The organism is Mycobacterium sp. Dal123C01 (assembly GCF_052566995.1).
In genome coordinates, this window is the sequence record NZ_CP199580.1 from 5421508 (window position 1) to 5445860 (window position 24353).

Genomic DNA, 24353 nt, shown 5'->3' on the forward strand with positions numbered 1-24353 from the left:
TCTCACCCATGCCGATTCTTGGAGACGCAACTACCGTCGCAGCGCGATTGACGAAGTCGGCGTCCAACGCTTTGCGGATCCAGCTCGCCACCTCTGACGGAACCGAATTGGGCCGCGCCCAGCAAAAGGGCGGCGCCGCGGTGTTGTTCGGATTCAAGAATGGCGGCAAAAGCGACTACACCCTGTCCGGCGCCGCGGGTGACGAACTCCAGATCGCGGTAGCAGGTACCACGACCGTCACCAGACAGAACTCACCCGTGGGCAGAATTGTGCCGGCCGACGGCGCGGCGAGATTGGAAGACGGCGGCGGAAGCGTTCTGGCAGTGGTTCAGCCGCACTCCGGCTTCAAGGCCGATCGCGCCTGGCATCACCGGATACTGTCCCCCGCGGGTGACGAACTCGGTGTCCTCACGTTGATAACGGTTCACACCGGCTGGCACGATATCGACTCCGAGGCCATGCAATTGCTGTTCGATTACAACGTCAATGCCCAGAAATTACCGTCGGCGGGTGCGCTCCTGAGACTCCGCGCGCCGGTCGCCCCGGAATTCGGCGACGTCATTGCCGCGGCGTGCGTTGACTTCTCGGTCCTACCCCGCGGGTACGTCGCGTAAGTCCGCTGCAAAGCCCGGTCCCGACAGCGAATCACGGGTCGCGGGGCAACCCCAACAATCGCTCAGCGATGATATTCAGCTGCACCTCTGAGGTCCCGCCGTAAATGGTGGTGGCGCGGCTGGACAGCAGATACTCAGCCCACTGGCCCTGCAACTGCCCGGTATCACCGATTGCTCCGTCGACGCCGAACGACCCCAACCCGAATTCGGCGTAGTCCTGGGCAGTGCGCATCGAGAGCAGCTTGGATATCGCGGCCGACGGGAGTGCGTCACCACCGGCCAGCGTCAGCAGCGTCGAGCGCATGTTGAGGATCTTGGCCGCGTGGCCCTCGGCCATCAGCTGGCCGGCGCGGCTCTGCGCAATCTGGTCGAATCGACCGTCGCGCACGAGCTCGACCAGACGGTCCAGGCTGGCGAGGTTCGGGTTCTCGGCGCTGCCGATGGTCACTCGCTCGGCGGTCAGAGTGTTGCGACTGACCTCCCAGCCACGATTGACCTCACCGAGCACCAGGCCGTCCGGCACAAACACGTCGTCGATGAACACTTCGTTGAAGAATTCGTTGCCGGTGAGCTCGCGCAATGGCCGCACCGCGACGCCTTCGCTGGCCATGTCCAGCAGGAAGTAGGTGATGCCGTTGTGTTTTGGAGCGCTTGGCTCCGTTCGCGCCAGCAGCGCACCCCACTGCGCGTACTGCGCGAGAGTGGTCCAGATCTTCTGGCCCGTGATTCGCCAGCCGCCGTCGACCTTGACGGCCTTGGTGGACAAACCGGCCAGGTCCGAGCCGGCGCCGGGCTCGGAAAACAGCTGGCACCACATGATTTCACCGCGCAGCGTCGGCGGCAGGAAGCGCTGCTTCTGCTCCTCACTGCCGAACGCAACAATGGACGGGACAAGAAAGCTGGCGATGCCCAGCATTGGGCGCCGAACCCGGCCTGCGCTGAATTCCTGTGCGGTGATGATCTGCTCGACGGGGGCGGCCGAGCGGCCCCACGGTTTGGGCAGATACGGCATCACCCAGCCGCCCTCAACGAGGGCGTCCATCCGCTGATCGGCCGGAATCTCTTTCAGGGCAGCAACTTCGGCGCGGATCTCGTCGCGCAGCTTCTCGGTCTCTGGGTCGAGGTCGAGGTCTAGCTTGCGCACGCCGGTGGTGGTCGCGGTGTCGACGACGCGCAGTTGATAGTCGGCGGCGCGGCCGAACGCGGCGGCGAGCCCGAGCGCCCGACGGTAGTAGATGCCCGTGTCGTGCTCCCAGGTGAAGCCGATGCCGCCGTGCACCTGGATGCAATCCTGGGTGCAGCTCTGGGCAGCGGCCGGAGCTAGCGTCGCCGCCACGGCAGCAGCGAATTGCACCGCGGATTCCGGCTTTTCGATCCCTTCACCGATGGCGCGGGCGGCGTCCCATACCGCCGCGGTTGCCCGCTCGGTGCGGGCCATCATCTCGGCACACTTGTGCTTGATCGCCTGGAACTGACCGATCGGCCGGCCGAACTGCTCACGGATCTTGGCATAGGCCGACGCCGTGTCGGTGGCCCAGCGCGCAACGCCGACGGCCTCGGCCGACAGCAGCGTGGACACGATGGCCTGCGCGGCGTCGACGCTCAGGTTGCTCAGCAGCCGGTCCTCGCCGACCTCCACGTCGCCCACGCGAATATGGGCGACTGGTCGCAACGGGTCCACGCTCACGACCTGCTCGACGTCGAGCTGGCCGGCGTCGAGCACCGTCCATACGGTGCCGATGTCGGTGGACACCGGCAACACCAGCAACGTCGCCTGTGCGGCCGCGGCCACCGAACGCGCTTCGCCCCGGACGACGAGCACATCGCCGCGTCGGGTGGCCGTTAGCGAGGATTCCAACGCGTAGGCGGCGATCGTCGCGCCCGACGCCAGGTCGCCGAGCAGCTTCGAGTCCGGATCGTGCGCCGAGATCAGGGCGCTGGCGATCGCCGATGGGACGAACGGGCCTGGCACGGCACCGCGGCCGAACTCGGCCAAGACCACCGCCAGCTCGAGGATGCCGAACCCTTGCCCGCCAACGGATTCCGCCAGGTGCACCCCGTGCAGGCCCTGATCCGCGGCAGTCCGCCAATACGGCGGCGGTGTGGCGATCGGGGTTTCCATCGCTTGATGGAGCATCTCGGGCAGCACCGTCCGTGCCACCAGTGACCGCACCGAGTCGGCCAGGTCCTGGTGTTCAGCAGTGATCGCAATCGGCATGAGGCTGAGGTTACGCGGGGCCGTTGCTTTGTAATGCCCGGCTTTGTCATTTCCACCCAACGCCCGGCGGTACGCTCCGCGATGGCCCCGATCCGAGGAGGAACCATGGTCATCGACCTCTGGGTGAATTCGCTGTCCAAGGAGGCCGCCGCCGCATTCTTGGGCAAGTCGGGGTTCGGCTCGGTCGAGGGATTCTTCGGCGTCGACGTACGAGACGGCATGACCCCGGTCGACCTGGTGGCCGAGATGGACCGGGTCGGCGTTGACCGGGCGGTCCTGAGCACCCCGCTGTCCAGGGTCGACGACGACACCTTGGCCTTCGCCGCCGAGCGACGCGACCGGTTGTATCTGGCCACCTCGGTCGACCGCCCGGACCGGCCCAGGCAGCAGAGCATGGCCCTCCGCCGACGGGCGGCCGAAGGAACCGTCGACCTCGTGCGGGTGTCGCCGTTGGTCGACCAGTACCCCCTCAACCACGCGCTGTACTACCCCGTCTACGCCACCTGCGAAGAGCTGGGGCTGCCCGTGTCGATCAACATCGGCATCCCCGGACCCAGGGTCAGGTCCCGCTGCCAGGACCCGGTACTGCTCGAGGACGTGCTGATCGACTTCCCCGAACTGGTCGTCATCGGCGCGCACATGGGCCACCCGTTCGAGGAGCTGCTCATCGAGTACATGCTCAAATGGCCCAATCTCTACCTCTCGAACTCGGCCTTTCTGGCCAAGTACATGCATCCCTCGCTGATCAAGTTCATGGGCTCGCGACGCGGCAGGGGCCGGGTGCTGTTCGCCTCCGACCATCCGTTCCTCCCGATGGAAAAGGCCCTGCAGGCCGCCCGTTCGATTGCCCTGGACGAAGGGCCCATGGCGGACTTCCTGGGCGGCACCGCGCAGCGCCTCCTGGAGAAGCGGCGCAATGGTTGATCTCCTGCCCGACCAGCTGCGGCTGATGGCGTCGGCCTACCCGGACGAGGTCGCGTACCGGAACCTCGGTGACGAGTCGTCGATCACGTTCGGGCGCTGGGAGACCGAGTCGAATCGGTTGGCCCACGGCCTGCAGGCCAAGGGCGTCGGCAAGGGGGACCTGGTCGCCATCGATCTCGAAGCGGAGCAGATCCTCGACTTCATCGTCACCTACAGCGCGGTCCACAAGATCGGCGCCGTGTCCGTGCCGATGAACAACCGGCTGTCGCCGCCCGAGGTGCGGTCCATCCTCGAGCACGCTGAGGTCGCCGCGGTCGTCTGCAGCGGCGCGTTCGAAGACGCCGTCGCCCCGCTGTCCGGGTCGCTGCCGTCGTTGGCCGTCGTGGCTACCGCCGGCCCGTCGGAGCACAGTCGATTCGCCGACCTCGAGGACCTGAAGAGCGCGGACGCCTCGCCCATCCAGGTATCCATCGACGAGACCGACCTGGCCGACGTGATGTACACGTCCGGGACGACAGGCACGCCGAAAGGTGTTGCCGTGCGGCATGGCAACGTCGCCCTACTGCCCAACGCACTGCCGCGATGGAACGGAATGAAGTGGCTCACCGCCACCCCGGTGTTCACCTTCGCCGGCCTCGGCTTCATCTACAACCCGATGAAGGCCGGCATGACCGTGCTGTACCTGCCCAAGTTCGACGCCGGGCGGTGGCTCGACATCGTCGCGCGCGAGCGACCGGTCATCGCCTTTGTCGTCCCGGCCATGGCCAGACTCCTGATCCACCATCCCGAGTTCGACTCGGCCGACCTCTCGAGCCTCAAGCGCCTGATCCTGGGGAGCGCCCCGCTTTCCCCGGACACGGTGGAGCGCCTGCAGGCCCGATTGCCCGGAGCCGCCGTTCTGAACAGCTACGGCATGACCGAAGGCGGGCATGCCACCTTCACGATGGATCCCGAGGGCGCGCGCACGCGCCCGGGCGCCGTCGGGCGACCCACGCCGCCTGTGGAAGTGCGCATCGTCGACGACCAGGGAAAAGTCGTGCCCACCGGGGAGGTCGGCGAAGTCATCACCCGAAACCCCGGCGGACACCGCGAGTACTACCGCAACCCCGAGGCCACCACCCGGATGTGGGACGGCGGCTGGTTGCACACCGGTGACCTCGGCCGCCTCGACGCCGACGGCTATCTCTTCATCGTCGGGCGCAAGAAGGAGATGGTCGTCCGAGGAGGGATGAACATCTACGCGGACGACGTCGAGTCGGTCCTGCAGGCCCACCCGGACGTGATCGAGGCCGCGGTGGTCGGCATTCCGCACGAGGTGCTGGGCGAGGACATCGCCGCCTACGTCGTCCTGCGGCCGGGGGCGACGCTTTCGACCGCCGACCTCCAGGGCTTTGCCAGCGAGCGCCTCGCCGACTACAAGGTGCCCCGCCGGATCGATTACCTTGCGGCCCTGCCGCGCAACCCCGGAGGCAAGGTGCTGAAGTCGCAACTGCGGCACGAATAGAGGAGACGCTGTGCAGGACCACAGATTTGATTTCGTCGTCGACGGCACGCCCGAAGAGGTGTGGGACGTGATGTGGAAGCAAACCCGGGCGGGAATCGTGACGGACACGGTGAAGATCGAGATCCTCCATCCCGGGGACGAGCAGGGCAACGGGCTGGTGCGACACTGCTACTTTCCCGTGCCGAAGTATCTGCTCTCGGGCGGCAAGGCCCAGTCCTGGGAATGGATCACCGAGGCCCAACGCCCGGTGTCGTGGCGGTACGACGCCATCGGCAAGCCGCTGTGGTCCAAAGCCTCGGGCTGGACCCGGCTAGAGGATCTCGGAGGCGGCAAGACCCGCGTCTACTTCCGCGAGACCTACGAGGTGTTCAACCCGTTGATGCGCGCCCTACTCGAGAAGCGGGTCCACCACTTCATCTCCGACGGCAACGACAAGTTGATCGAGGCCGGATTGGTGCGTTCGCTGAAAAAGCTCCACGGGCGCAACCACTAGGCACGCCAGCGGGAAGGAGCGAAATCGACCCGGCGCTAGGAGATCTCTTGTGCGACATAGACGATGATGTAACCCACCGGGATGCCCGTGCGGGCGGCAATGCATTCCCGCGCCACCAACTCGATCGTCGACCGGCGGCCGGAGCGGGCCACCGCAGCGATCTCTGGGATCCGGATGAGCCACCCATCGGTCTCGCGGGTGACTTCGATGTCGAAGCACTGACCGATCTTCGGGATGGTCACACGCTGAACGCTGCGCGGCGATTGTGCCCGTCGCAGAGTGGGCTGAATAAGCATCTGCTTTTCCTGAGTCGACAATGAGCCGCGCGCAAGAATAATCCTAAATCGGCACAAACACCTAATCGTCCAGGCGGCAGCGTCAGTGGTAGCCCGGCAAGTCCGGCACGCCGCTGGACGTCAACCAACCGCCGCCGTCGACAACCAGCACGGCTCCGGTCACGTACGACGCGGCGTCGCTGGCCAGGAATAGCACCGTCTCGGCAATCTCGGTGGTCGAGCCGGGACGCCGCAGCGGATTCTGGATGGCGCGGTGCTGGTCGTCGCCGGCGATTCTCCTGATCCCCTCGGTGCCCGACATTGCCCCGGGGGCAACGACATTGACCCGAACCCCGTCGGGTCCCCATTCGATCGCGCAGGCACGGCTGAACGCGTCAACGCCGGCCTTAGCCGAAACGACGTGCGCTTGCAGGGCCATGCCGCGGTACTGGATCGCCGCGCTGATGTTCACCACGGCGCCGCCGTGATCGCGCAGCCAAAGGTCGTACGCCGCTTTGGATACGTTGAATGTTCCGAGTAAGTCGATGTCGACCACCGCTTTGAATCCGTTAGGGCTGAGGTCGCTGATCGGGGCGGGGAAGTTTCCGGCGGCATTGTTGACGACAACGTCGAGTCGACCGAAGGTGGTCAACAGTTCCTCGACGATGGCCGTGACCTCGTCGTGGCGGCGGACATCGCAGACGCCGTAGACGGCCTCAATCCCCTCTTCCCGCAACGTCCTAACCGCGGCTTGAAGATTAGGTTCCTTTCGGCTGCAGATCGCCACGCGAGCGCCGTGGCTGCCGAATACCCGGGCGATCTCCAGACCGAGCCCCGTTGCCCCACCAGTTACCAGCGCCACCTTCCCTTGCAGGAGATCGGTCCGGAATGGACTCGGGCGGACGGTCATTGGGACTCCAGTTCGCTGATGAGGTCAGCGAGGGCGAGGATCCGCTGCGCGTCGCGCACGTGCAGGCTTTCGATCATGCGGCCATCGACGGTGATGACGCTGTTGCCCGCGGCCTGGGCCTGCTCGTAGGCCGAGACGATCTTGCGGGCGTCGGCCAGCTCCTTTTCCGAAGGGCCAAAGACTTCATTGGCCGGGGCAACCTGGGACGGATGGATCAGAGTTTTGCCGTCAAAGCCCATCTCACGGCCCTGCTGAGCCTCGGCCCTGAAGCCGGCTTCGTCGGCGATGGTGTTGAACACACCGTCCAAGATGACCTTCCCCGCCGCCCTGGCACCCAATATGGCAAGCGACAACGCGGGCACAACCGGCGCACGTCCGGGTACGTGTAAACCATGCAGATCGTTCACGAGGTCGTTGGTACCGACGACCAGCACCGTCAACCGATCGCTGGCTGAGGCGATCTCCTCCACCCGCAAGATGGCCCGCGGCGTCTCGATCATCGCCCACAGCTGCAACGACTGCGGCGCGTCGAGGGCGTCGAGCGCGGCGGCCAGCGCCTGGACCTCTTTTCCCGTCTCTACCTTCGGCACCAGCACGCCGTGGGCGGCCGAATGAGCCACCGCGACCAGATCGTCATCGTGCCAGTCGGTGCCTGCGCCGTTGATGCGCACCACAATCTCGCGAGGCCGGTAACCGTCTGACGAGATCGCGCCGCACACCCTCGCTCTGGAATCGGTTTTGGCATCGGGGCCTACCGCATCCTCGAGGTCGAAAATCAACACGTCGGCCGGTAGCGATTTCCCCTTGTCGAGTGCTCGATCTTTATTGCCGGGAAGGTAGAGAGCGGATCGGCGCGGGCGCGGCGTCGGTGCCATGGGGCCAGCGTAGAGCTTTCGCCTCGGCCACCCAGAAAGTGGTGGCCACTTGAGTTGCGGAATCGCCACGGTTTTGTCGCGCAATACGCGTCATTTCGAGGACGCGCGAAATAGGGCGGTGAGAAACCGTGTTTACAGGTTTATGCTGATATTTGCGGCGCAGCGCCGACCGAAAAGGTAGGTCGAAGCATGAGCACGGACAAGATTAATCGCGGCATCCTTCTCGCCATGGTGGCGCTCGTAACGATCGCCTATATCGCGTTGTACGAGCACGCGTCGGCCAACTTCCGGCTGTACGTGCCTCTCTGCGTGGCAGCCCTGGTGGGACTGCTGATTCACGACGCGGTGAGCAGCCACAGGCCGCGGAGGCACTGAGCCGATACCTCTTGGCGGGGCATTTGCGCGCCAAGTCACCGCCGACGCACCGGGGAAGGTGTGGAACCCCGGCAACGTTAATACTTATGTGACTATGACGGGCTTTCACGAAGGTGAAGTAACTACCCAACGCCGAGCCGGCGTCGAATCTCACGCAAAGCGGCTCGAGAAAATGCTCGATCCGACCGGGCTGTCCAAAGGTGCCACACAATTCCTGGCATCCCAACGGTTTGTCGCACTGACCGCACGCGACCGAGAGGGCGTCCTATGGACCTCCGCATTGTCAGCCGAGCGCGGGTTCCTGCGCGGCGAAGGCGACAGACTGCAGATTCTGGCGGAGCCTCGCGAGGGTGATCCCCTGCACGCGATGCCGATCAGCCAGCAGGTCGGGTTGATCGCCATTGATTTCCCCACCCGGCGCAGAATGCGGATCAACGGCATTCTCGCCGATGCCGACGCCATGGGCCTGACCGTGCAGGTGGACCAGGCCTACGGGAATTGCCCCCAGTACATCCACCGGCACCAGGTGAATGCCGCGGCGATTACCGCCACGTCGGACAACCCAAGGCGCACAACATCTTTGACCGCTGCCGATCAAGCAATGATCGTGGCCTCGGACACGTTTTTCCTCGGCACCACCCACCCCACCCGGGGCAGCGATGCGTCCCACCGTGGCGGCCCGGCGGGATTTGTTCGGGTCGAGGCTCCCGGCCGGTTGTGGTGGCCCGATTACCCGGGCAACAACATGTTCAACAGCTTCGGCAACCTGGCAGTCGACGATGAGGCGGCACTCCTATTCATTGACTTCGAAACCGGCGCCACGTTGCACGTGTCTGGTACCGCGCGGGTGCGGTGGACGAGCCCCGGCGCGGACGGTGACGACGGCGGCGTTGGTCGACGCGTTGAATTTTCAGTCGGCGCCGTCGTTGCGGTGTGACTAGGAGCCTTTCACGCCTTGGTCTTGTGTGGCGGACGCGGCACGAACCGCGGCACCCGGTCGATCACGGCCTCATAGGACGGGCGGCGTTGCAGGCTGCGCTCCTCCATCATCGGAATGCTGGCCCCGAGCAGCATCGCCAACATTGCGACCGCCCCGAGGATCAGCCACCACCAGTCACTGGGGGCCGCCGCAATACCGAAGAACGCGATCGCGACCCAGAAGCTGAACTCACCGAAGTAGTTCGGGTGCCGCGACCAGCTCCACAGGCCTCGGTCCATCGCCTCATTACCGCGCCGCTGCGCCACAAATCGGTGCATCTGCAGATCGGCGACAAATTCCAGCGCCACCGCGGCTAGGCCAACGACGAAGCCAACCCAGCTGAGCCACACCCACCCCGGGCCGGGCCGGCTCACCGCGACGTACGCCGGAACCATGCCCAGAAAGACCTGCAGTGTCGGGATCAGATGGATGGCCACCAGGTCGGCCAGAATCTCCCAGCGCCCGGCCCGCTGCTTGAAAATCGGGTAGCGCCAATCCTCGTGGTGCAGACCCGGAAACGCGTACACCCAGTTTGCGGTCAACCGCACCGCCCACAGCATCACCACTACGGCCAAGAGCCAGCACCGCAATACGTCGACCGCGGGCGCGATCTGGCTCCACCAATAAAACAACAACAGCGGCGGAACGACACTCCAGTAGGCGTCGTAGAAGCTGGAGTTCCGGTAGGCCCGGCTGAACGCGAAAACGACCAGGGTCGCCAGGACGTCGGCGATCAAGGTGTCGAGCCAGAGCTGTCCGGTGTGCGGGCCCCAGGTCAGCCACGTCGCTGCCACCGCGATGGTGATGAGGTACGCCGCGGTGACAAGCCACAGGGACCGCGTCTTGCTGACCATCGTCATCCTCGGAGAGTAGCGAGGCCGCGACTGTGATTGCGACGCCAGCGCCACCGCGGCTGCTGAACCAGCAAACCGCCTTACCCTCTCGTCACGCAGCACGATCCTCAGTCATCCCGCTGCCTCCTCGAAGGAGGAATTCATATGGATTCCATAGAGTTTTAAATTAGATATATGCGAAGTGTCAACAGCTTCCCACACGCTCGAGTTATCGACGTTTGATGGGCCCGCGAATGGTGTCTAATCGCTGCCATACTTCGACTTGAACTCAGCCGAAAAGCAATCCCAAAGGTCGAATTCATGGAGCACTCATATTTTATATGAGGACTCTATGTGCGTCCCGGGCTCGACATTGACATGGACGATCGCCTCCTTCGCGCAAGACGAACGTCGCCCAACCCCCTGATGGCACCCAATCGGTCCTGTGCCCGCTCAAGCGAAGTCGGGTCACGAGTTTTTCGGCAGGCTTTACCCGATAATTAGCTCTGCTCTGTATATGTCTTTAACTGCTGAAATGCCCGATCTCGGCGCTGCCCTCGACTGTCGGCCGACGCCTAGTACTCCTGCGACAAGGTGGATACGGTCGTGCAGTAGCGCCCACGTCTTATCCGGCACGACATGGAGCGTGTGAGGAGACGACCCTTGATCGGGCGCCGTGCGGCCGCCAACGGGTGCCATCCGAAAGCCGCGAACACTCATATTTTTGATCGCGAGATTTTTATTCGCCGATAGTCGACGATTGAGCCGAATTTTAGTTCCTGTTCGCGGTGCCTCGTATTCGAGTTCGCACCAGGTAGAGAGTTTTTTGCCCCCCGGATTACCCAACGCTTCGACTAACGGCGTTGTCTTCCGAAAGCGGCCACAGCGTGGCATCGGTGGACGTCGATCGAAGTTTTTCCTGGCACGACCGGATAGTTTCTCCATACGAGGAGATGAGCCTAGTTACCAGCAAACGATCTCCTCGCTGCTGGCAAACGCAGAGTCGCTCAATGTTGTTGACGTTCAGCGCTATCGGCGAAGTTACGAGCGGCCGGTGGTGATCGCAGGCTGGGGCGGAGGAAGCCAATGGATTACGGAGCGTTACCGCCGGAGATCAACTCCGGAAAGATCTACTCGGGCCCCGGCTCGGCGCCGTTGCTGTCCGCCGCCGCTGCTTGGGATGCGTTGGCAGCCGAATTACATTCGACGGCAGCGTCTTACGGTTCTGTGATTTCGGAGCTGATAACCGCCTGGCATGGGCCCTCGTCGACCGCGATGGTGGCCGCGGCGGCTCCCTACATCGCGTGGCTTGACCGTAGCGCCGTGCAGGCCGAGCAGACGTCAGTTCAAGCCAGGGCGGCGGCGGCCGCCTATGAGGCCGTTTTCGCGGCAACTGTCCCGCCGTCGGTGATCGCGGCCAACCGAGCGTTGTTGACGTCGCTGATTGCGACCAACGTTCTGGGTCAGAACACTCCGGCGATCGCGGCGACCGAGGCCCAGTACGCCGAGATGTGGGCCCAAGACGCCGGCGCGATGTACTCCTATGCCGCCTCCTCGGCGACCGCGACCAGACTGGCCCCGTTCACCGCGGCACCAACGACCGCCGACCCGGATGGGGAGACCGACCAGTCGACCGCGGTCGCGTCCGCGCTCCAGTCGTCGGCTGCCTCCGACGTGGAATCTGGACTGTCAGAGGCAGTCTCGCAGGCTCCCCTCGCCGCGCAAGCTCTCGCCGTTAACGCGAACGCGGTGACGACGGCGGCGGCTCAGCTCCCGCTGAGCCTGACGGACATCACCGGGATTCTGAAGACCTTCAACAGTGTGATGGGCACTGTCTCCGGACCGTACACTCCGCTCGGGGTCGCGAACTTAATGAAGAACTGGTACCAGATCGCCGTCAGCATCCCGAACCTGGGTGTCGGGATCCAAGGTATTGGCCCCTTACTTCACCCGAAGCCGCTCATCGGCGTTTTGGCGCCGCTGCTGCGCAGCGAACTGCTGAGTGGCTCGAGCGCGTTGTCGAGTGCGGGAACGGTTTCGGCGGCGGCGGGCCGTGCCGGCTTGGTGGGGTCGTTGTCGGTGCCGGCAAACTGGGCATCAGCCGTTCCCGCGATCCGAATGGCCGCCTCCGAGCTGCCGGAAACGATGCTTGAGGCCGTCCCCGCGATGGCCGTGAATGGGCAACAAGGCATGTTCGCGCCGACGGCCCTGTCGAGTCTGGCCGGCCGTGCCGTCGGCGCGTCGGCCACCCGCGCCGTCGCCCGGTCCACCGTTCGCGTGCCCGGAGCCGTGGCTGCGGACAGCATCGCGACGACGTCCACCGTCATCGTCATACCGCCGAATGCGAAATAAGGGAGAGTGCGGCAATGGTTTTCAGCGATTTCGCAGCGCTACCGCCGGAGGTGATCTCCACCCAGATCTATACGGGCCCGGGCGCGGGTCCCTTGCTGGCCGCCGCCGCGGCGTGGGACGGGCTGGCCGCCGAGTTGCACTCCACCGCGGCCTCCTACGGTTCGGTGATTTCGGAGCTGGTCGGCGAGTCGTGGCAGGGTCAGTCATCGGAGTCCATGGCGGCCGCGGCGGAACCGTATGTGGCGTGGATGTCGGCCACGGCCGGTCAAGCCGAGGAGACCGCCGCCCAGGCCCGGGCCGCGGCCAGCGCCTACGAGGCCGCCCTGGCGGCCGCCGTACCGCCCGTGCTCGTCGCGGCGAACCGTAGCCAGTTGGCGGCACTGTTGGAGACGAACATCTTGGGGCAAAACGACGAGGTGATCGCGGCGACCGAAGACGAGTATGCCCAGATGTGGGCCCAAGATGTCGCCGCCATGTTCAGTTACGCCAGCGCATCGGAGTCGGCGGGTGAGCTGACCGCCTTCGAGGAGGCACCGGCCACCACCAATGCCACCGGCCAGGTGACCCAGGCTGCCGCGGCGGCCACCGCGCAGTCACAGTCGTTGTCGTCGTGGCTGAAACAGCTCGAGGACTACATCACCTCGCTCACCGGTCAATACACCCAGTTTTGGCAGAACCTGATCGGCGGGGCCACGGGGAGTACGGAGATAGCACCCTTCTGGGAGACGCTCTACTCGAGCATTGGGCAAGTCGGCACTCAGGCGACGTGGACCAACGTCGTCAATGCCAGTTCCAGCCTGGGCATCTCGCAGTGGAAGAACTTCTTCATCTATTCGCCGTGGGCCGCCGCGATGTCGAAAACGTCGTTGGGCGCCGGTCTGGCATCTCCGGGGCATGTTGCCGCGGCCGTCCCGGTCAAACCCGTATCGGCGGTATTGGGCAACGCGCCGACGGTCGGCAACTTGTCGGTGCCGCCTAGCTGGGCAACCGCCGCCCCGGCGATCAGACTGGCCTCCACCGCGCTACCGGCCACCAGCCTGGCTGCGGCTGCTGCGGCAGATATCTCCGCTGGCCTGGTCAACGAGGCGACCTTGGGCAGTCTGGCGGGCGGCGCGCTGGGTGGCCCGGCGTCGCGCGTCGTCAGCTCAACCGGCATCCAGGCCCGCGCGATCACCGGCGAGCGCCGCATGGGGCCGGTCAAGCTCGACCGCATCATCGCCCAACTGCAGGAGATGCCCGACCAAGTACAGCACTGGAACGTCGACGAGGCCGGCCTCGATGAACTGGTCGTCAAACTCAGAACAACACCCGGCGTGCACGCCGTGCACGTGTCAGACGGCGAGGAGATCGCGGTCGGCAGATCCGAATCCAAGATTGGGTAACGTGTTGCCGCACAACATTTTACGTGGCGCAATCAAGACGGGCAGACACACGGCTGGGAGATCGCCATCATGGGACGCATCGAGGGAGGATTCGTGAAACTGCTTTTTGCACTTCTGGGCGTATCGCTGGGGATTGTTGTCGCGGCGCCCGCGCACGCCACGCCTGGCGAGGATGAGGCAGCCACCGATGAAAACAATGAAATCTTCATCGCTGACCTATCCAAGGTGGGGATCAGCTTCCAGGACCCCAACCAAGCAGTGTCGGCTGGAAAGGCGGTATGCGGCTTACTTTCTCGAGGCGTATCCGGTCTTCAGCTCCTCAATGACTTGCGGGACAACAACCCCGCACTGACGACCAACGGCGCTGCCCAGTTCGCCACGATTTCGGCAAAGTCCTACTGCCCAAGACAACTCGACGGGTCTGCGGGATCAACTGTCAAAGGTAGTGGCGGTGGCTGATCAACCAAATACTGCCCACCCACCCACAAGGTCGTGAACTGGATTGGCAATGGATTTCGGTACCCTTCCACCGGAAAGCAGTTCCGGGCGAATGCATTCAGGCCCCGGCCCGGGATCAATGGCGAACGCCGCCAAGGCTTGGGGTGTGGTAGCGGCCCAACTCAGTGACGTGGCAGTGGGCTACAGGTCGGTGATCTTCAAGCTGGCTTTGGGGTGGCAAGGTGCTTTGGCGATGATGACAGTTGAAGCCGTTGCGCCCTACATAGCGTGGCTTGAAGCTACTGCTGCACAGGCCCAGCAGACTGCTCACCAGGCCAACGCGGCTGCGAGCGCCTATGGTGCGGCGCTTGCCGCGATGGTGGCACCCAACGTGATCGGAGCCAATCGATTGCAGCGGATCTCGTTGGCTGAGAAGAACTGCCTCGGCCAAATCAGTGCGGTCATCGCAGACACCGACGCTGACTACGAACAGATGTGGGTCCAAGACGCCTCCGCCATGTACGCCTACGCCCGCGCCTCGGCCCATGCCTCGAAGCTGACACCGTTCAGTTCGCCCCCGCTCAGTAGCGATCCGATTGAGCTTGCGCGCCAAGGCGCGCGGGCCATCCAACCACGCCGTTGGCCGCTGATGGCGGCTCCCGAAATCACATCGACCGGCCGTCAAGTGATGTCCGCGATTCCCTCAGCTCTCAATTCGCTATCGTCCTCACCGCTGGCAACCTTGGTTGCGTCCTTGTCGTCGGTAACGGCGCCGCTGTCCAAATTGAGTTCACTTACTGCGCCAGCGGACTTCGCGGTTAGTCACCTGAATTCTCTCAATAAGGCGGCAGCGTTGAGTCAGGCGGCGGCCATCTGGCCGCTTTGCCCCAGTGGGGGTCGCACCAACGATGCGGCGCCTCGTGTGAGCTTCGGTAGCGGCGCATCAATCGGAGTCTTGTCGGTACCTCGGGCGTGGGGTCAATCGATACCGCGCCCAGAGGGGCTGGATCTGGAAGCGGGTCAGGTTGACCGAAGCCAGTGAGCCGAGGCCATGGCGGGCGCGTGACCGGTCACGACCAGCTGCGAAAGCTCAGCTGACCGATTAGCGAAGCGGTCGTCCGGGGCGGATCAGTCCTCGCCGGACGGGTGATCTGAATCACCCATCCACTACGCGCACGGCTCCGAAGAATGAATATGAGTCAACTAGAGCGCGCCGACGACCTGGCGGTGCGGGTCTTTTGGTTCCTTGGCGACCACTGGTTCGGCCCCCAATTGACCACAGATGAAGAGCTGGCTGCACTGCGAACCGCCGCGTTTCGCCTGTTGGAGGAGTCACACGCCGACGAACCATTGGTATTGAAGGCCGGCGATATCGCTCACGCCTTCCTTGAGCTGTCGTCCCCGCTCGACATGCCCGACAGCTTTGAGAAGTTGAAGAAAGCCAGCAACGCGTACGAGCAAGCAAGGCTTCGGCGATGACCCGGCGAGGGGGCCATCGCGTGAATCTTCATTCGGTGCCGGCGAGCGCTGGTGCGCCCGGTGATGGCGACGGGCTCGCCGCGGTTTCTCCGCAGGCAGTGGGCTGGTTTCGGTTCTATTTTGACGACCGCCGCTGGGAGTGGTCTGAGCAGGTGCAGCGGTTGCACGGGTACGAGCCGGGAACCGTGTCCCCGACTACAGAGCTGGTGCTTTCCCATAAGCATCCCGATGACCGGGACCGAGTCGCAGCGACCATCGACGACATCATGCACACCCGGGGGGCATTGAGCAGCCGACATCGCATCATCGACACCGACGGCGCGGTCCACTGGGTGGTCGTCATCGGGGATCAGTTCCTCGATAGTCGCGGTGTGGCGATCGGCACTCACGGCTTCTACGTCGACATCACCCCCATCCAACGTTCGCGTGAGGACACCATCACCGCGAGGTTGGGCGAGATCACGGACAACCGCGCGCCGATCGAGCAAGCCAAAGGCATGCTGATGCTCGTCTACGACGTCGAGGACGACGCCGCGATCGACTTACTCAAATGGCTGTCCCAGGAAAGTAACGTTAAATTGCGCGTACTAGCCGAACGGATCAGCGCAACTTTGCGGGCAACGGCGCGGGGCACAATCGTCGATAGGACCATTTTCGATCATGCACTGATGACCGCACACCGTCTCGCCGGTTGCGACGAAGCCGTTCGCGCCGAATAGTCGACGAGACCGATGGCCACGCCACGGCAGTGCGAGCGACCCGCCCTTAGGTTGTGCCAAAGACCAGAGAATCGTCAATGCGCCTGAGGCGGTGGCTGATTGCGTCAGTCAGGTAGTTTTGGCCCACTTTCCATGGACCCTTACTTCCCGACTTAGGCAGCTCGTGCGCGTTCCTCGTCACGTACCCGGAGTTGAGTTCGAACAGGGGGCTCGCCGGCATTGGTCCGGTACCGCGATGAGGGTAAGCGGACGCGTACCCCCGTGCGTTCATATAGGCCAACAGCTTGGCCACTGAACGGGCAGTCATGTCGGCACGCAGCGTCCAGGTCAGACCCGCATAACCGATGCACCAGGCGAGGTTCGGGACGTCTTCGAGCATGCGCGCCTTGTACATGTACCGCTCTTGCGGCTTGATCTCGGCGCCATCGATGCTGATCGCGATCCCGCCGAGCGCCAACATGTTCATGCCGGTGGCGGTCACAATGATGTCGGCGTCGAGGCGTTCGCCAGACTTCAGTGCGATCCCGGTGGCATCGAAATGGTCGATGTGATCGGTGACCATCGCTACCCCGTCCTCGCCTATTGCTCGGTAAAACTCGGAGCTGGGCATGATGCATATCCGTTGGTCCCATGGGTTGTATCGCGGTGTGAAGTGCGTGTCGACGTCATACCCTTCGGGCAAATGGTCGACTGCCGCCTTGCGCAGGATCCTTTTGACCAAGCTGGGGACCCGGTGCGAAAGCTCCCACAACAGGACCTCGACGACCGCGATCCTGAAGCGCGTGACGGCGTGAGCGACTTTGGGGGACAGCATCTTACGGGCAAGCGCGGCACCCGGGTCAACCTTCGGCAGTGAGAGGAGGTAACTGGGTGAGCGCTGCAGCATGGTCACCTTCGCGGCCCGCTTTGCCAGCGAGGGCACCATTGTCACGGCGGTAGCACCGCTGCCGATGACGACGATCCTTTTTCCGGTGTAGTCCAGGTCCGTCGGCCAGTGCTGGGGGTGCACTAGTGTGCCGCCGAACTGCTCGGCGCCGGGGAAGTCGGGGGTATAGCCCTCGTCGTAGTCGTAATAGCCGGTGCCGAAAAAGACGAACCGGGCCCGGAAGATCGCGGGTGTCTGGTCGGCGCCGGCGGCATACACAGTCCAAGTGTTGGTGGCGGAATCCCAATCAGCTGAACGGATGTGGGTGTTGAAGCGGATGTGCTCGTCGATCCCGTGCTTGTGCGCGGTCGCGGTGATGTACTCGCGGATCTGCTCGCCGCCGGCGATGGCTTCTGGTTGAGTCCACGGCTCCCACGGGAAGCACAAGGTGTGCGCGCTGGTATCGCAACGAACACCCGGGTACCGGAAGACGTCCCAGGTGCCCCCGATCTGGGCCCGCCGTTCCAGGATGACGTAGCGCAAGTTCGGGTTACGCTCGGCGATCCGATAGGCCGCGCCGATGCCGGATATGCCGGCCCCGATGATGATGACGTCGAAGTCGTCGCCATCGCCGGGCCAAGTATCTGCATCCGACGAGCTCTGGGGGCCAGCTGTCATTGCGATGGAACCTTCCGTGGTGATGTGTTAATCCTGTTCTGCTGCTTGCCTGTTCAGATGTTGCCGACGCGTAGACCACCCCCGTCGATCACTTGCGTCGCTGTCTCGGCGATGATCTGAGCGACCTCGGCCGGTCGGGACAGCATCGGCGAATGGCTGCTCGGCAGGCGGCGGATGTTCGTTGCGCGTTTTGCCATCTGTTCTTGTGCCGCCGGAGGGAGCGCCTGGTCGTCGTCGCAAATCACGTAGGTGGACGGGATTTTACGCCACGCCGCCGCCGTAAGCCGGTCCGTGACCATGGAGTAACTGGACGGTTGCAGGCGGTCAATCGCTCGCGTGGCATCGTCGGGTGGGACATCGGCATAGAACGTCTCGAACGGCTGGCCGGCAGTGAGCATGTCACCATCGACAATCCACCACGGAGGGGGTTCGTCGACGAGGCCGAGCAGCGAGTCGCCGATGTCGAGCTGAAATGCCGCAAGGTAAATGATGTGTGTGACGTTCGCCAGGCCCGCCGCCGCCTGCGTGGCGACCACGCCTCCGTAGGAATGCGCCACGACCACTACCGGGCCGTCGATGGCCGCTAGACGACGACGAACCGCGGCCGCATCGTCGTGCATCCCATAGCGCGGCTGGCCTTTGGCCGCCACGCTTGGCAATTCAACCGTGTGTGTGGGCCATCCCAGTGCTGCGAGCCGGTCGATAACCTTCTCCCACACCCACACGCCGTGAAACCCCCCGGGGACCAACAGGATTTGAACACCGTTGTCGCCGCCGGTGGCGTCAGCTATTGCGATGTCATTCATGATCGCTGCCTTTCACATTCGACGACGGCACGGTCGGCGAGCTGGTCGAGTGGGCCTGCGAGCGCGACACGCCGAGCGATCTCCACCACGCGCGCCATCATCGCGGGTTCGAGCAGTAGGTCCGGCGTGTCGAGCAGGTTGAACACACGCACGAACGCAGTGGCGATTGCCGGGTCAACCGAGGCCGCACGGTAGACGAGTTCCAGATACTGGTTGAGGGCCTCATCGTCATCGGTTTGGGCGACCTTGGCCTGCGGATAACGGAGATCGGCATTCACCGCGGTGAGCCAGGGCACGTCGATGATTTCGGCGGCAGCGGCGAAGAACTCGGCGGCCGGGTTCTTGCTGCCTGCCAAAAACAGGTCGCGTAGGAGGACCGCCTCGGCGGCGGCCACCGACATTCCTTGTGCGAAGATCGGATTGAAGCTGCACAGGGCGTCGCCCACGACAAGGTAGCCGGCGGGGAAGTCGGTGAGTCTTTCGTAGTGCTTGCGAACGCTGAATGGGAAGTGCGCCTTCACCGGATCGGTGATACGGGTGGCGGTGCGCAGGAAGTCGGCGAAGTCGCGGGTCGGCAGCTTGTCAACGAATTCAGCGAGTCCCTCGTCGTCCATCGGTGGCGTTTCTCCGTAGATCCCGCCGGCGGTGAGCATGAACGTGTCGTCCTCGAGCGCGAGCAGGAACCCGCCGATGGGCAAATCGGGGTAGGAGCCGACGGAGGTGCCCGCTCTGCCATCGAGCTGGCCCGTCTCGCGGCGGTACGTTTGCGTGACGTAGGTGATGTCAACGGGAATCCGGGTTTCCTCGGCAGGCTGGTAGCCGAGCGCCGTGAGCCACTGCGAGCTCCGGGAGGCGCGGCCAGTCGCGTCGATAACGAGATCTGCTGGCAGTTCAGCTGCTTCGGCGCTGTTGGCCCTCGGTATGATCCGCACTCCGGTGATGGTCTCGCCGTCATCGGTGCTGATGATTCCGAGCGCGTCGCAGTGGTCGATGATTTCCACTTCTGGTAGCGCCTTAACCCGCTCGCGCACCGTGTGTTCCAACAGCCGCCTGCTGCAGGAGAATCCGACGATTCCTGATGGTTCGGGCTTTATCAGGTGTGCGTCCACCCACCAGTGAATGTCGGATTGCACATCCGAACGGACGGCTCCCGCGGCGGCTAGATCGGCCTCGAATCCCGGAAACAGCTTGTTCAGTGCAGCGAGGCCGCCGGCGAGGAGGCCGTGCAGATGCTTACCCTGCGGTACACCACGCCGGTCCGAGGCATCGTCGGGCAGATGATCTCGCTCCACCAGCACAACGCGGTCGAAGGTTTCGCTCAACGCGCAGGCCGCCAGGAGCCCGGCCATGCTGGCACCGAGTACGACGGCTTGAGTCGGTTTGGTCATGCCAGCGATCGTGGTGCTGCTCGACGCTCAGTTGCCAGACCATTTAGCGCTCAATAAATGCCCAGTTTCGCCGGGCGCTCGACCCGCGGCTACAGAGCAGGCGGAATGCGATCCCCCTGCGCCGAGGTGCCCGGGTGGCGGATCCTGTTGTGCCCGACCTGGCGATTGTGCATGGGTTCGCGCGCCGACTTCTGGTGTTCGAGCTGCCAGATCAACTCATGCTTGGCTCCGTGAAGCGCGCGCGTGATGTCGCGGTCGTCGGCGACGGCCACCAGCGGCGGGAGACCAGGCAAGGTCGTCCGCAAGGTGACGCGCTGCTCCCTGCGGCCGCGGTCCTGCAACGAGACTTCCAGGCCGATGTCGGCCGGGTCCCACCGGCCCAGATGCTGCTTGAGCGTAGCCAACGCCGCCAGCACGTGCGGACGCTCCCTGGCGACGAATCCCACACCCAAGTGCAGGACGTACTCGCCGAGCGGATTATGCGTTCTGTCGCTGGAGCTTCTCATCGTGCTGATGGTGACCTCATCTCTAGCTACCCGGTTTCTGAACGATCGTGGCCAGCAGCCGCGCAAGTGGCGCGGTGGCGATGCCGATGGCGCCGTCGGCGATCCCGTAGGGAATCACCAGGGTGTCGGCGTGCACGAGCGCGCCGCAGGAGTAGACGACGTTGGGCACGTAGCCATTTTGTTCGTCGTGGGCAGGGCTGAGGAGTGGGCTTCGTAGCCGGCCGAGCACCCGGGTCGGATCGTCGAGGTCAAGGAGAATCGCGCCGATGCTATACGTGCGCATGGGTCCAACGCCGTGGGTGAGCACCAGCCAGCCTGCGTCGGTTTCGATTGGCGGGCCGCAATTTCCGAGTTGCAGCGCCTCCCATGCCTCGGCCGGCTGCTGGCAGGGCGACGCGCTTGTCCAGACCGCCAGATGGTCGGCGAAGGCGACGGTGTTGGTCTCGCGGTCCGATCGCGACATGGCGGCGTAGCGACCGTGTATTCGTCGGGGAAACAAGGCCAAACCTTTGTTGGCCGCGGCCTTCCCGACGAGCGGCCCGGAGGTAAAGGACTGGAAGTCCTTGGTCTCGAGCAGTTGTTGGCTGATGTGGGATCCGCTGTAGGCCGTGTAGGTGGCGTAGTAGGTGACCGACCCGTCGTCGTCGACGAAGCGGACGAAGCGGGCGTCTTCCATGCCGGCCTGCTCGGCCTCCATCGACGGCCACAGCACGCGTTCGGAAATCGATGCGTTGCTGGGGAATTCGACGGCATAGGACCGGGCGGCGATTGTGCGGATCAGGGCGACCGAGCGCTCCCCGTGTCCGCGGGTGCTCAGGTTGGCGCGGAGATCGTCGAGTCGCTCGTCGAGGTCGGATCGCGTGAAGCGGTCGCCGAGCGCGTTGAAGACGTAGTTCGCGGCCTCGCCGGCATTGCCGATGCGGCCGAGTTCGCCGCGGAACACCGCGGCGTCGAGCAGCGCGCCCGACACGTTTCCGGTGGTGGCGAAGCGGGCCGGCTCGTCGATCGTGGCCCGGCCCGCGGCGTCGACGACACCGGTGCGGAACCCGATGGACGAGCGGTGTCCTTCCCCGATTCCGCGCACGCTCATCACGAATCGCAGGCTGCCTGCCGCCGTGCCGGTCTGGTCGGGGTGTGCCACAATGCTGGGATTGCACAGCGCCGCCCCCTCGATGGCGTACTCGCTGGTAAAAGTCGCTCCCAGCAACAGTATTCGCTCATCAGAGAGGTCGATGTCGGGATCCAGGCGGTCGGCGAGCTCGTGGGCGTGCCGACGGAACGTGCCCGCGAGGTCACGGTGGCGCCCGTCGAAGCGGATGAAGATGTCGTCCAGGGACGACCGAACCTCGTCGTCGGTCAGGGCGAGGATGCGCTTGAGCACCACTCCCGATCGGGACTCCTGAAGCTCGAAGCCCTCCTGGCCGGGCACGAAGAGCCGGGTGATCACCCGCGCCGGATTGGCCGCGACCCGGTGAGGTTCGCGGGTGACGAGCCCGGCACGCATCAAAGTCATTGTGGGACTGGCGAAAAGCGCTGCGCGTGCTGCATGGTGGAGATCACCGCGAGGGTCGATTCGGCCCCCTGGTTGAGGTTGACGCAGTCGGCGAGCAACCCGTCGAAACCACCACCGGTCTCCGTGTCCCACATGAGCAACCCGGAGTCGTTGGCCCCCTGGAACCAGGCGGCGCACGACCGGATCCCATCCGGCCAGAGCGCCCGCCGGTCGACAGCTGCGGCGCGTGCGCAGGCGTCGGCGAGGGTGGCCACCTCGATCGGCTGCTGGTCGAAGGCGGGTCGGCTGTCCTGCGGTCCCCGGCCGCCCGCCGGGGCGGGCGACAGGTGGCCGTCAATCATTTCGTAGTCGAGCAGCCACTCCAGCAGATCCAGGCCACGCTGTTTCAGGTCCGGGTCGTCCAGCGCGACGCCGGCAGCGATCATCGCCTCGGGGAGAATCGCATTCGCGTACGTGAGCCTTGGCTCGGGCCATGGCCACTCGGATGTGGTCTCGGGCCTCGCGAGGGTGGCGGTGTAGTCGGCGAGGAGTCGCAGGGCCGCGGAATTGCCGGGCTCGAAGCTGAGCAGATCGGCGGCGCCGACGGCGGCGAACGCCATCGACCGCGGCCACGGCGACCTGGCCTTGGCTGCGCGCTCGAACTGAATCACGGCCAGTCGCCGGACTAGGCTGACGCCGCTATGGGCGGCGGCGGTGCCGAGCCCCCAGATGCAGCGGCCCCAGTGGTCGTCGGTGGTGGGCTGGTCGGTCCAATGTCCGGCGTGGTCCATCCGGTTGCGGCAGGAGCCGTTGTAGGACTGGGCGTCGTTCAAGAACTGCAGGGCCTTGCGGGCGAGGCCCTTCACGGCACCCGGCGCGTCGGGCTCGCGGGTGGTGACGACGAGCACCCTGGCCATGTCGTCGGTGCAATACCCGTGCTCACGGCGGGGCTCGGTCATGCAGGCGTGCTCGAAGGTGGCGCGATGGTCCGTCAATCGCAACAAGTGCGCGAATGTCGGGGTGGGCGCGGCGCCGGTCACGTCAGTGCCGATTCGGTAACCAGCAGGCCTTGCGCCACGCCGACGTAGGCGTTGACGACGACGGGCCAGGCGACCGTCGGGGCCAACCCGCGGGCTTCGGTGGCCATGGAGTCGGCGACCTGCGGATCGGTCAACAGCTGGTGCAGCGCTGTGACCAGTGCGTCGGGATCGTCGTGAGCGACGACGGCGCCTGCGCCGCTGCCGAGGAGCTCGACCGCATGGGGGAAAGCGGTGGCGACAATAGGGCGGCCACTCGCAAGAGAATCGACCAACACACCGGAGGTGACCTGGTCCTTCGAGTCGTAGGGCAGGACGACGACGGTAGCCGTCTGAATGAGCGCGGTGAGCTCGTCGGGGGTGCGGTACACGGCGTCGAAGGACACCGAATCGGCCACGCCGAGGCGTTTCGCCTGCGCGACAAGCGCTTCGCGATAACTGTCCCCATGCGCGGCGAGGACCTTGGGGTGGGTGCGGCCGGCGACGATGTAACGCGGCGGGTTGGGCAGGCTCTTGAGCGACGTCATGGCGTCGATGACCCGCTCGATGCCCTTGCCCGGTCCCAGCAGGCCCCAGGTCAAGATGGTCGGCCGGTCGGGACGCTGCACGCCGTTGGTGCTGGGGAGTGCCGCGCCGTGCGGGATGGTGATGACCTTGTGGGGGTCGACGGCGAAGCCCGCGCACAGGCGTTCGCGGGCTACCTCCGACATCACGATCACTTGATCAGCCAATGCCATCACCGATTCGAGCACCGAAAGCTGGTGTGGTGTTGGATGTTTGACAACCGTGTGAACGACGACGATCGACGGGATGCGCAATCCGGCCATGATCTGGACGACTTCGTCTCCGTCGGGACCGCCGTAGATGCCGTACTCGTGCTGGATGAGGGCGACATCGCTCTGGTTGAGTAGCTCGGCGGTTGCCGCTACGGACGAAGCCGAGCCGTTGACGAGCTCGCCGACGACCTTGGGCTCCCCGGAGACGTCACCGTCGGCGATGCGCACGACATTGACGTCGGCGCCCTTGGCTGTCAGTCCATCTGCCAGGGCCGCGCTAAAGGTCGCCAGGCCGCATGGTGTCGGCGAGTAGGTGCCGAGGATGCCAAAGCTCGGCACATACGAAAAGTGTTGCATCCCAAAGGGGGCAATCAATGGCTGAAACAACGATGGAACATTCAAAATCATCCCGACTGAACGGTAAAACTAACGATG

General features: G+C 64.6%; 24 protein-coding genes. 12 read left to right on the forward strand and 12 right to left on the reverse strand.

Going from position 1 to position 24353, the window contains the following annotated elements:
• The first annotated feature begins 8 nt into the window (after positions 1-8).
• Positions 9-614, forward strand: a complete 606-nt coding sequence (locus ACTXG5_RS25320; RefSeq protein ID WP_445161398.1) for a hypothetical protein — start codon at positions 9-11, stop codon at positions 612-614.
• Positions 615-645: 31 nt separating this feature from the next.
• Here ACTXG5_RS25320 and ACTXG5_RS25325 read toward each other — a convergent pair whose 3' ends face one another.
• Positions 646-2832, reverse strand: coding sequence for an acyl-CoA dehydrogenase (locus ACTXG5_RS25325; RefSeq protein WP_445161399.1), 2187 nt, complete (start codon positions 2830-2832; stop codon positions 646-648).
• Between the two features lie 105 nt (positions 2833-2937).
• On the opposite strand from ACTXG5_RS25325, the gene ACTXG5_RS25330 reads away from it, so the two are divergent.
• From ACTXG5_RS25330 to ACTXG5_RS25340, 3 genes are read left to right on the forward strand one after another with little or no spacing between them, the layout of a single operon-like run.
• A complete protein-coding gene (locus ACTXG5_RS25330; RefSeq protein WP_445161400.1) occupies positions 2938-3756 on the forward strand; it encodes an amidohydrolase family protein in 819 nt (272 codons plus the stop codon).
• Positions 3749-5260, forward strand: coding sequence for a class I adenylate-forming enzyme family protein (locus ACTXG5_RS25335; protein WP_445161401.1), 1512 nt, complete (start codon positions 3749-3751; stop codon positions 5258-5260). Before ACTXG5_RS25330 ends, ACTXG5_RS25335 begins: the two co-directional genes overlap by 8 nt.
• Positions 5261-5270: 10 nt before the next feature.
• On the forward strand, positions 5271-5753 hold the full coding sequence (locus ACTXG5_RS25340) for a polyketide cyclase / dehydrase and lipid transport family protein (RefSeq protein WP_445161402.1): 483 nt from the start codon (positions 5271-5273) through the stop codon (positions 5751-5753).
• Positions 5754-5788: 35 nt separating this feature from the next.
• Here ACTXG5_RS25340 and ACTXG5_RS25345 read toward each other — a convergent pair whose 3' ends face one another.
• The 3 genes from ACTXG5_RS25345 to ACTXG5_RS25355 all read right to left on the reverse strand — a co-directional run bounded on the left by ACTXG5_RS25345 (position 5789) and on the right by ACTXG5_RS25355 (position 7813).
• A complete protein-coding gene (locus ACTXG5_RS25345; RefSeq protein WP_445161403.1) occupies positions 5789-5995 on the reverse strand; it encodes a long chain fatty acid-CoA synthetase Faa4p in 207 nt (68 codons plus the stop codon).
• A gap of 136 nt (positions 5996-6131) precedes the next feature.
• Positions 6132-6938: an SDR family oxidoreductase gene (locus tag ACTXG5_RS25350; RefSeq protein WP_445161404.1), complete on the reverse strand. Its 807-nt coding sequence runs from the start codon at positions 6936-6938 to the stop codon at positions 6132-6134.
• Positions 6935-7813 carry an HpcH/HpaI aldolase/citrate lyase family protein gene (locus tag ACTXG5_RS25355; protein WP_445161405.1) on the reverse strand — a complete coding sequence of 293 codons (879 nt, stop codon included), beginning with the start codon at positions 7811-7813 and terminating at the stop codon, positions 6935-6937. Before ACTXG5_RS25355 ends, ACTXG5_RS25350 begins: the two co-directional genes overlap by 4 nt.
• A 189-nt stretch (positions 7814-8002) precedes the next feature.
• Here ACTXG5_RS25355 and ACTXG5_RS25360 point away from each other — a divergent pair, with 189 nt between their 5' ends.
• Together ACTXG5_RS25360 and ACTXG5_RS25365 are read left to right on the forward strand one after the other, a co-directional pair.
• Positions 8003-8188, forward strand: coding sequence for a hypothetical protein (locus ACTXG5_RS25360; protein ID WP_445161406.1), 186 nt, complete (start codon positions 8003-8005; stop codon positions 8186-8188).
• Between the two features lie 172 nt (positions 8189-8360).
• Complete coding sequence (locus ACTXG5_RS25365; protein WP_445161407.1) at positions 8361-9125, forward strand: pyridoxamine 5'-phosphate oxidase family protein; 765 nt, start codon at positions 8361-8363, stop codon at positions 9123-9125.
• A gap of 11 nt (positions 9126-9136) precedes the next feature.
• Here the strand turns inward: ACTXG5_RS25365 and ACTXG5_RS25370 are convergent, their stop codons facing one another.
• A complete protein-coding gene (locus tag ACTXG5_RS25370; protein ID WP_445161408.1) occupies positions 9137-10027 on the reverse strand; it encodes a DUF1295 domain-containing protein in 891 nt (296 codons plus the stop codon).
• Between the two features lie 1059 nt (positions 10028-11086).
• Between ACTXG5_RS25370 and ACTXG5_RS25375 the strand changes: the two genes are divergently transcribed.
• From ACTXG5_RS25375 to ACTXG5_RS25400, 6 genes are all read left to right on the forward strand, one after another.
• A complete protein-coding gene (locus ACTXG5_RS25375) occupies positions 11087-12352 on the forward strand; it encodes a PPE family protein (RefSeq protein ID WP_445161409.1) in 1266 nt (421 codons plus the stop codon).
• Between the two features lie 14 nt (positions 12353-12366).
• On the forward strand, positions 12367-13734 hold the full coding sequence (locus ACTXG5_RS25380) for a PPE family protein (protein WP_445161410.1): 1368 nt from the start codon (positions 12367-12369) through the stop codon (positions 13732-13734).
• A gap of 93 nt (positions 13735-13827) precedes the next feature.
• Positions 13828-14193: a DUF732 domain-containing protein gene (locus tag ACTXG5_RS25385; protein WP_445164590.1), complete on the forward strand. Its 366-nt coding sequence runs from the start codon at positions 13828-13830 to the stop codon at positions 14191-14193.
• 49 nt (positions 14194-14242) lie between these two features.
• Complete coding sequence (locus tag ACTXG5_RS25390) at positions 14243-15214, forward strand: PPE family protein (protein WP_445161411.1); 972 nt, start codon at positions 14243-14245, stop codon at positions 15212-15214.
• 152 nt (positions 15215-15366) lie between these two features.
• Positions 15367-15651: a hypothetical protein gene (locus ACTXG5_RS25395; protein ID WP_445161412.1), complete on the forward strand. Its 285-nt coding sequence runs from the start codon at positions 15367-15369 to the stop codon at positions 15649-15651.
• Between the two features lie 20 nt (positions 15652-15671).
• Positions 15672-16370, forward strand: coding sequence for a PAS and ANTAR domain-containing protein (locus ACTXG5_RS25400; protein ID WP_445161413.1), 699 nt, complete (start codon positions 15672-15674; stop codon positions 16368-16370).
• A 46-nt stretch (positions 16371-16416) separates the two neighbouring features.
• Here the strand turns inward: ACTXG5_RS25400 and ACTXG5_RS25405 are convergent, their stop codons facing one another.
• The 7 genes from ACTXG5_RS25405 to ACTXG5_RS25435 form a co-directional block, all read right to left on the reverse strand.
• On the reverse strand, positions 16417-17913 hold the full coding sequence (locus ACTXG5_RS25405; RefSeq protein ID WP_445161414.1) for a flavin-containing monooxygenase: 1497 nt from the start codon (positions 17911-17913) through the stop codon (positions 16417-16419).
• A 53-nt stretch (positions 17914-17966) separates the two neighbouring features.
• On the reverse strand, positions 17967-18719 hold the full coding sequence (locus ACTXG5_RS25410) for an alpha/beta hydrolase (protein WP_445161415.1): 753 nt from the start codon (positions 18717-18719) through the stop codon (positions 17967-17969).
• Entirely contained in the window at positions 18716-20107 is a 1392-nt protein-coding gene (locus tag ACTXG5_RS25415) for an NAD(P)/FAD-dependent oxidoreductase (protein WP_445161416.1), read from the reverse strand. Before ACTXG5_RS25415 ends, ACTXG5_RS25410 begins: the two co-directional genes overlap by 4 nt.
• Positions 20108-20196: 89 nt before the next feature.
• Positions 20197-20613: a hypothetical protein gene (locus ACTXG5_RS25420; protein ID WP_445161417.1), complete on the reverse strand. Its 417-nt coding sequence runs from the start codon at positions 20611-20613 to the stop codon at positions 20197-20199.
• Between the two features lie 22 nt (positions 20614-20635).
• Positions 20636-22117, reverse strand: a complete 1482-nt coding sequence (locus tag ACTXG5_RS25425; protein ID WP_445161418.1) for a glycoside hydrolase family 130 protein — start codon at positions 22115-22117, stop codon at positions 20636-20638.
• A 5-nt stretch (positions 22118-22122) separates the two neighbouring features.
• Positions 22123-23145 carry a glycosyltransferase gene (locus ACTXG5_RS25430; RefSeq protein WP_445161419.1) on the reverse strand — a complete coding sequence of 341 codons (1023 nt, stop codon included), beginning with the start codon at positions 23143-23145 and terminating at the stop codon, positions 22123-22125.
• Entirely contained in the window at positions 23142-24275 is a 1134-nt protein-coding gene (locus ACTXG5_RS25435; protein WP_445161420.1) for a glycosyltransferase, read from the reverse strand. The genes ACTXG5_RS25430 and ACTXG5_RS25435 overlap by 4 nt, the downstream gene beginning before the upstream one ends.
• Positions 24276-24353: the final 78 nt, after the last annotated feature.

What these genes read in the sequence shown, in the direction of transcription:
- ACTXG5_RS25410 (WP_445161415.1), bottom strand. Translation starts at nt 18,719, where the DNA reads ATGAATGACATCGCAATAGCTGACGCCACCGGCGGCGACAACGGTGTT.
- ACTXG5_RS25350 (WP_445161404.1), bottom strand. Translation starts at nt 6,938, where the DNA reads ATGACCGTCCGCCCGAGTCCATTCCGGACCGATCTCCTGCAAGGGAAG.
- ACTXG5_RS25420 (WP_445161417.1), bottom strand. Translation starts at nt 20,613, where the DNA reads ATGAGAAGCTCCAGCGACAGAACGCATAATCCGCTCGGCGAGTACGTC.
- ACTXG5_RS25335 (WP_445161401.1), top strand. Translation starts at nt 3,749, where the DNA reads ATGGTTGATCTCCTGCCCGACCAGCTGCGGCTGATGGCGTCGGCCTAC.
- ACTXG5_RS25395 (WP_445161412.1), top strand. Translation starts at nt 15,367, where the DNA reads ATGAGTCAACTAGAGCGCGCCGACGACCTGGCGGTGCGGGTCTTTTGG.
- ACTXG5_RS25320 (WP_445161398.1), top strand. Translation starts at nt 9, where the DNA reads ATGCCGATTCTTGGAGACGCAACTACCGTCGCAGCGCGATTGACGAAG.
- ACTXG5_RS25435 (WP_445161420.1), bottom strand. Translation starts at nt 24,275, where the DNA reads ATGCAACACTTTTCGTATGTGCCGAGCTTTGGCATCCTCGGCACCTAC.
- ACTXG5_RS25390 (WP_445161411.1), top strand. Translation starts at nt 14,243, where the DNA reads ATGGATTTCGGTACCCTTCCACCGGAAAGCAGTTCCGGGCGAATGCAT.
- ACTXG5_RS25370 (WP_445161408.1), bottom strand. Translation starts at nt 10,027, where the DNA reads ATGACGATGGTCAGCAAGACGCGGTCCCTGTGGCTTGTCACCGCGGCG.
- ACTXG5_RS25425 (WP_445161418.1), bottom strand. Translation starts at nt 22,117, where the DNA reads ATGCGTGCCGGGCTCGTCACCCGCGAACCTCACCGGGTCGCGGCCAAT.
- ACTXG5_RS25365 (WP_445161407.1), top strand. Translation starts at nt 8,361, where the DNA reads ATGCTCGATCCGACCGGGCTGTCCAAAGGTGCCACACAATTCCTGGCA.
- ACTXG5_RS25360 (WP_445161406.1), top strand. Translation starts at nt 8,003, where the DNA reads ATGAGCACGGACAAGATTAATCGCGGCATCCTTCTCGCCATGGTGGCG.
- ACTXG5_RS25405 (WP_445161414.1), bottom strand. Translation starts at nt 17,913, where the DNA reads ATGACAGCTGGCCCCCAGAGCTCGTCGGATGCAGATACTTGGCCCGGC.
- ACTXG5_RS25325 (WP_445161399.1), bottom strand. Translation starts at nt 2,832, where the DNA reads ATGCCGATTGCGATCACTGCTGAACACCAGGACCTGGCCGACTCGGTG.
- ACTXG5_RS25375 (WP_445161409.1), top strand. Translation starts at nt 11,087, where the DNA reads ATGGATTACGGAGCGTTACCGCCGGAGATCAACTCCGGAAAGATCTAC.
- ACTXG5_RS25380 (WP_445161410.1), top strand. Translation starts at nt 12,367, where the DNA reads ATGGTTTTCAGCGATTTCGCAGCGCTACCGCCGGAGGTGATCTCCACC.
- ACTXG5_RS25330 (WP_445161400.1), top strand. Translation starts at nt 2,938, where the DNA reads ATGGTCATCGACCTCTGGGTGAATTCGCTGTCCAAGGAGGCCGCCGCC.
- ACTXG5_RS25415 (WP_445161416.1), bottom strand. Translation starts at nt 20,107, where the DNA reads ATGACCAAACCGACTCAAGCCGTCGTACTCGGTGCCAGCATGGCCGGG.
- ACTXG5_RS25355 (WP_445161405.1), bottom strand. Translation starts at nt 7,813, where the DNA reads ATGGCACCGACGCCGCGCCCGCGCCGATCCGCTCTCTACCTTCCCGGC.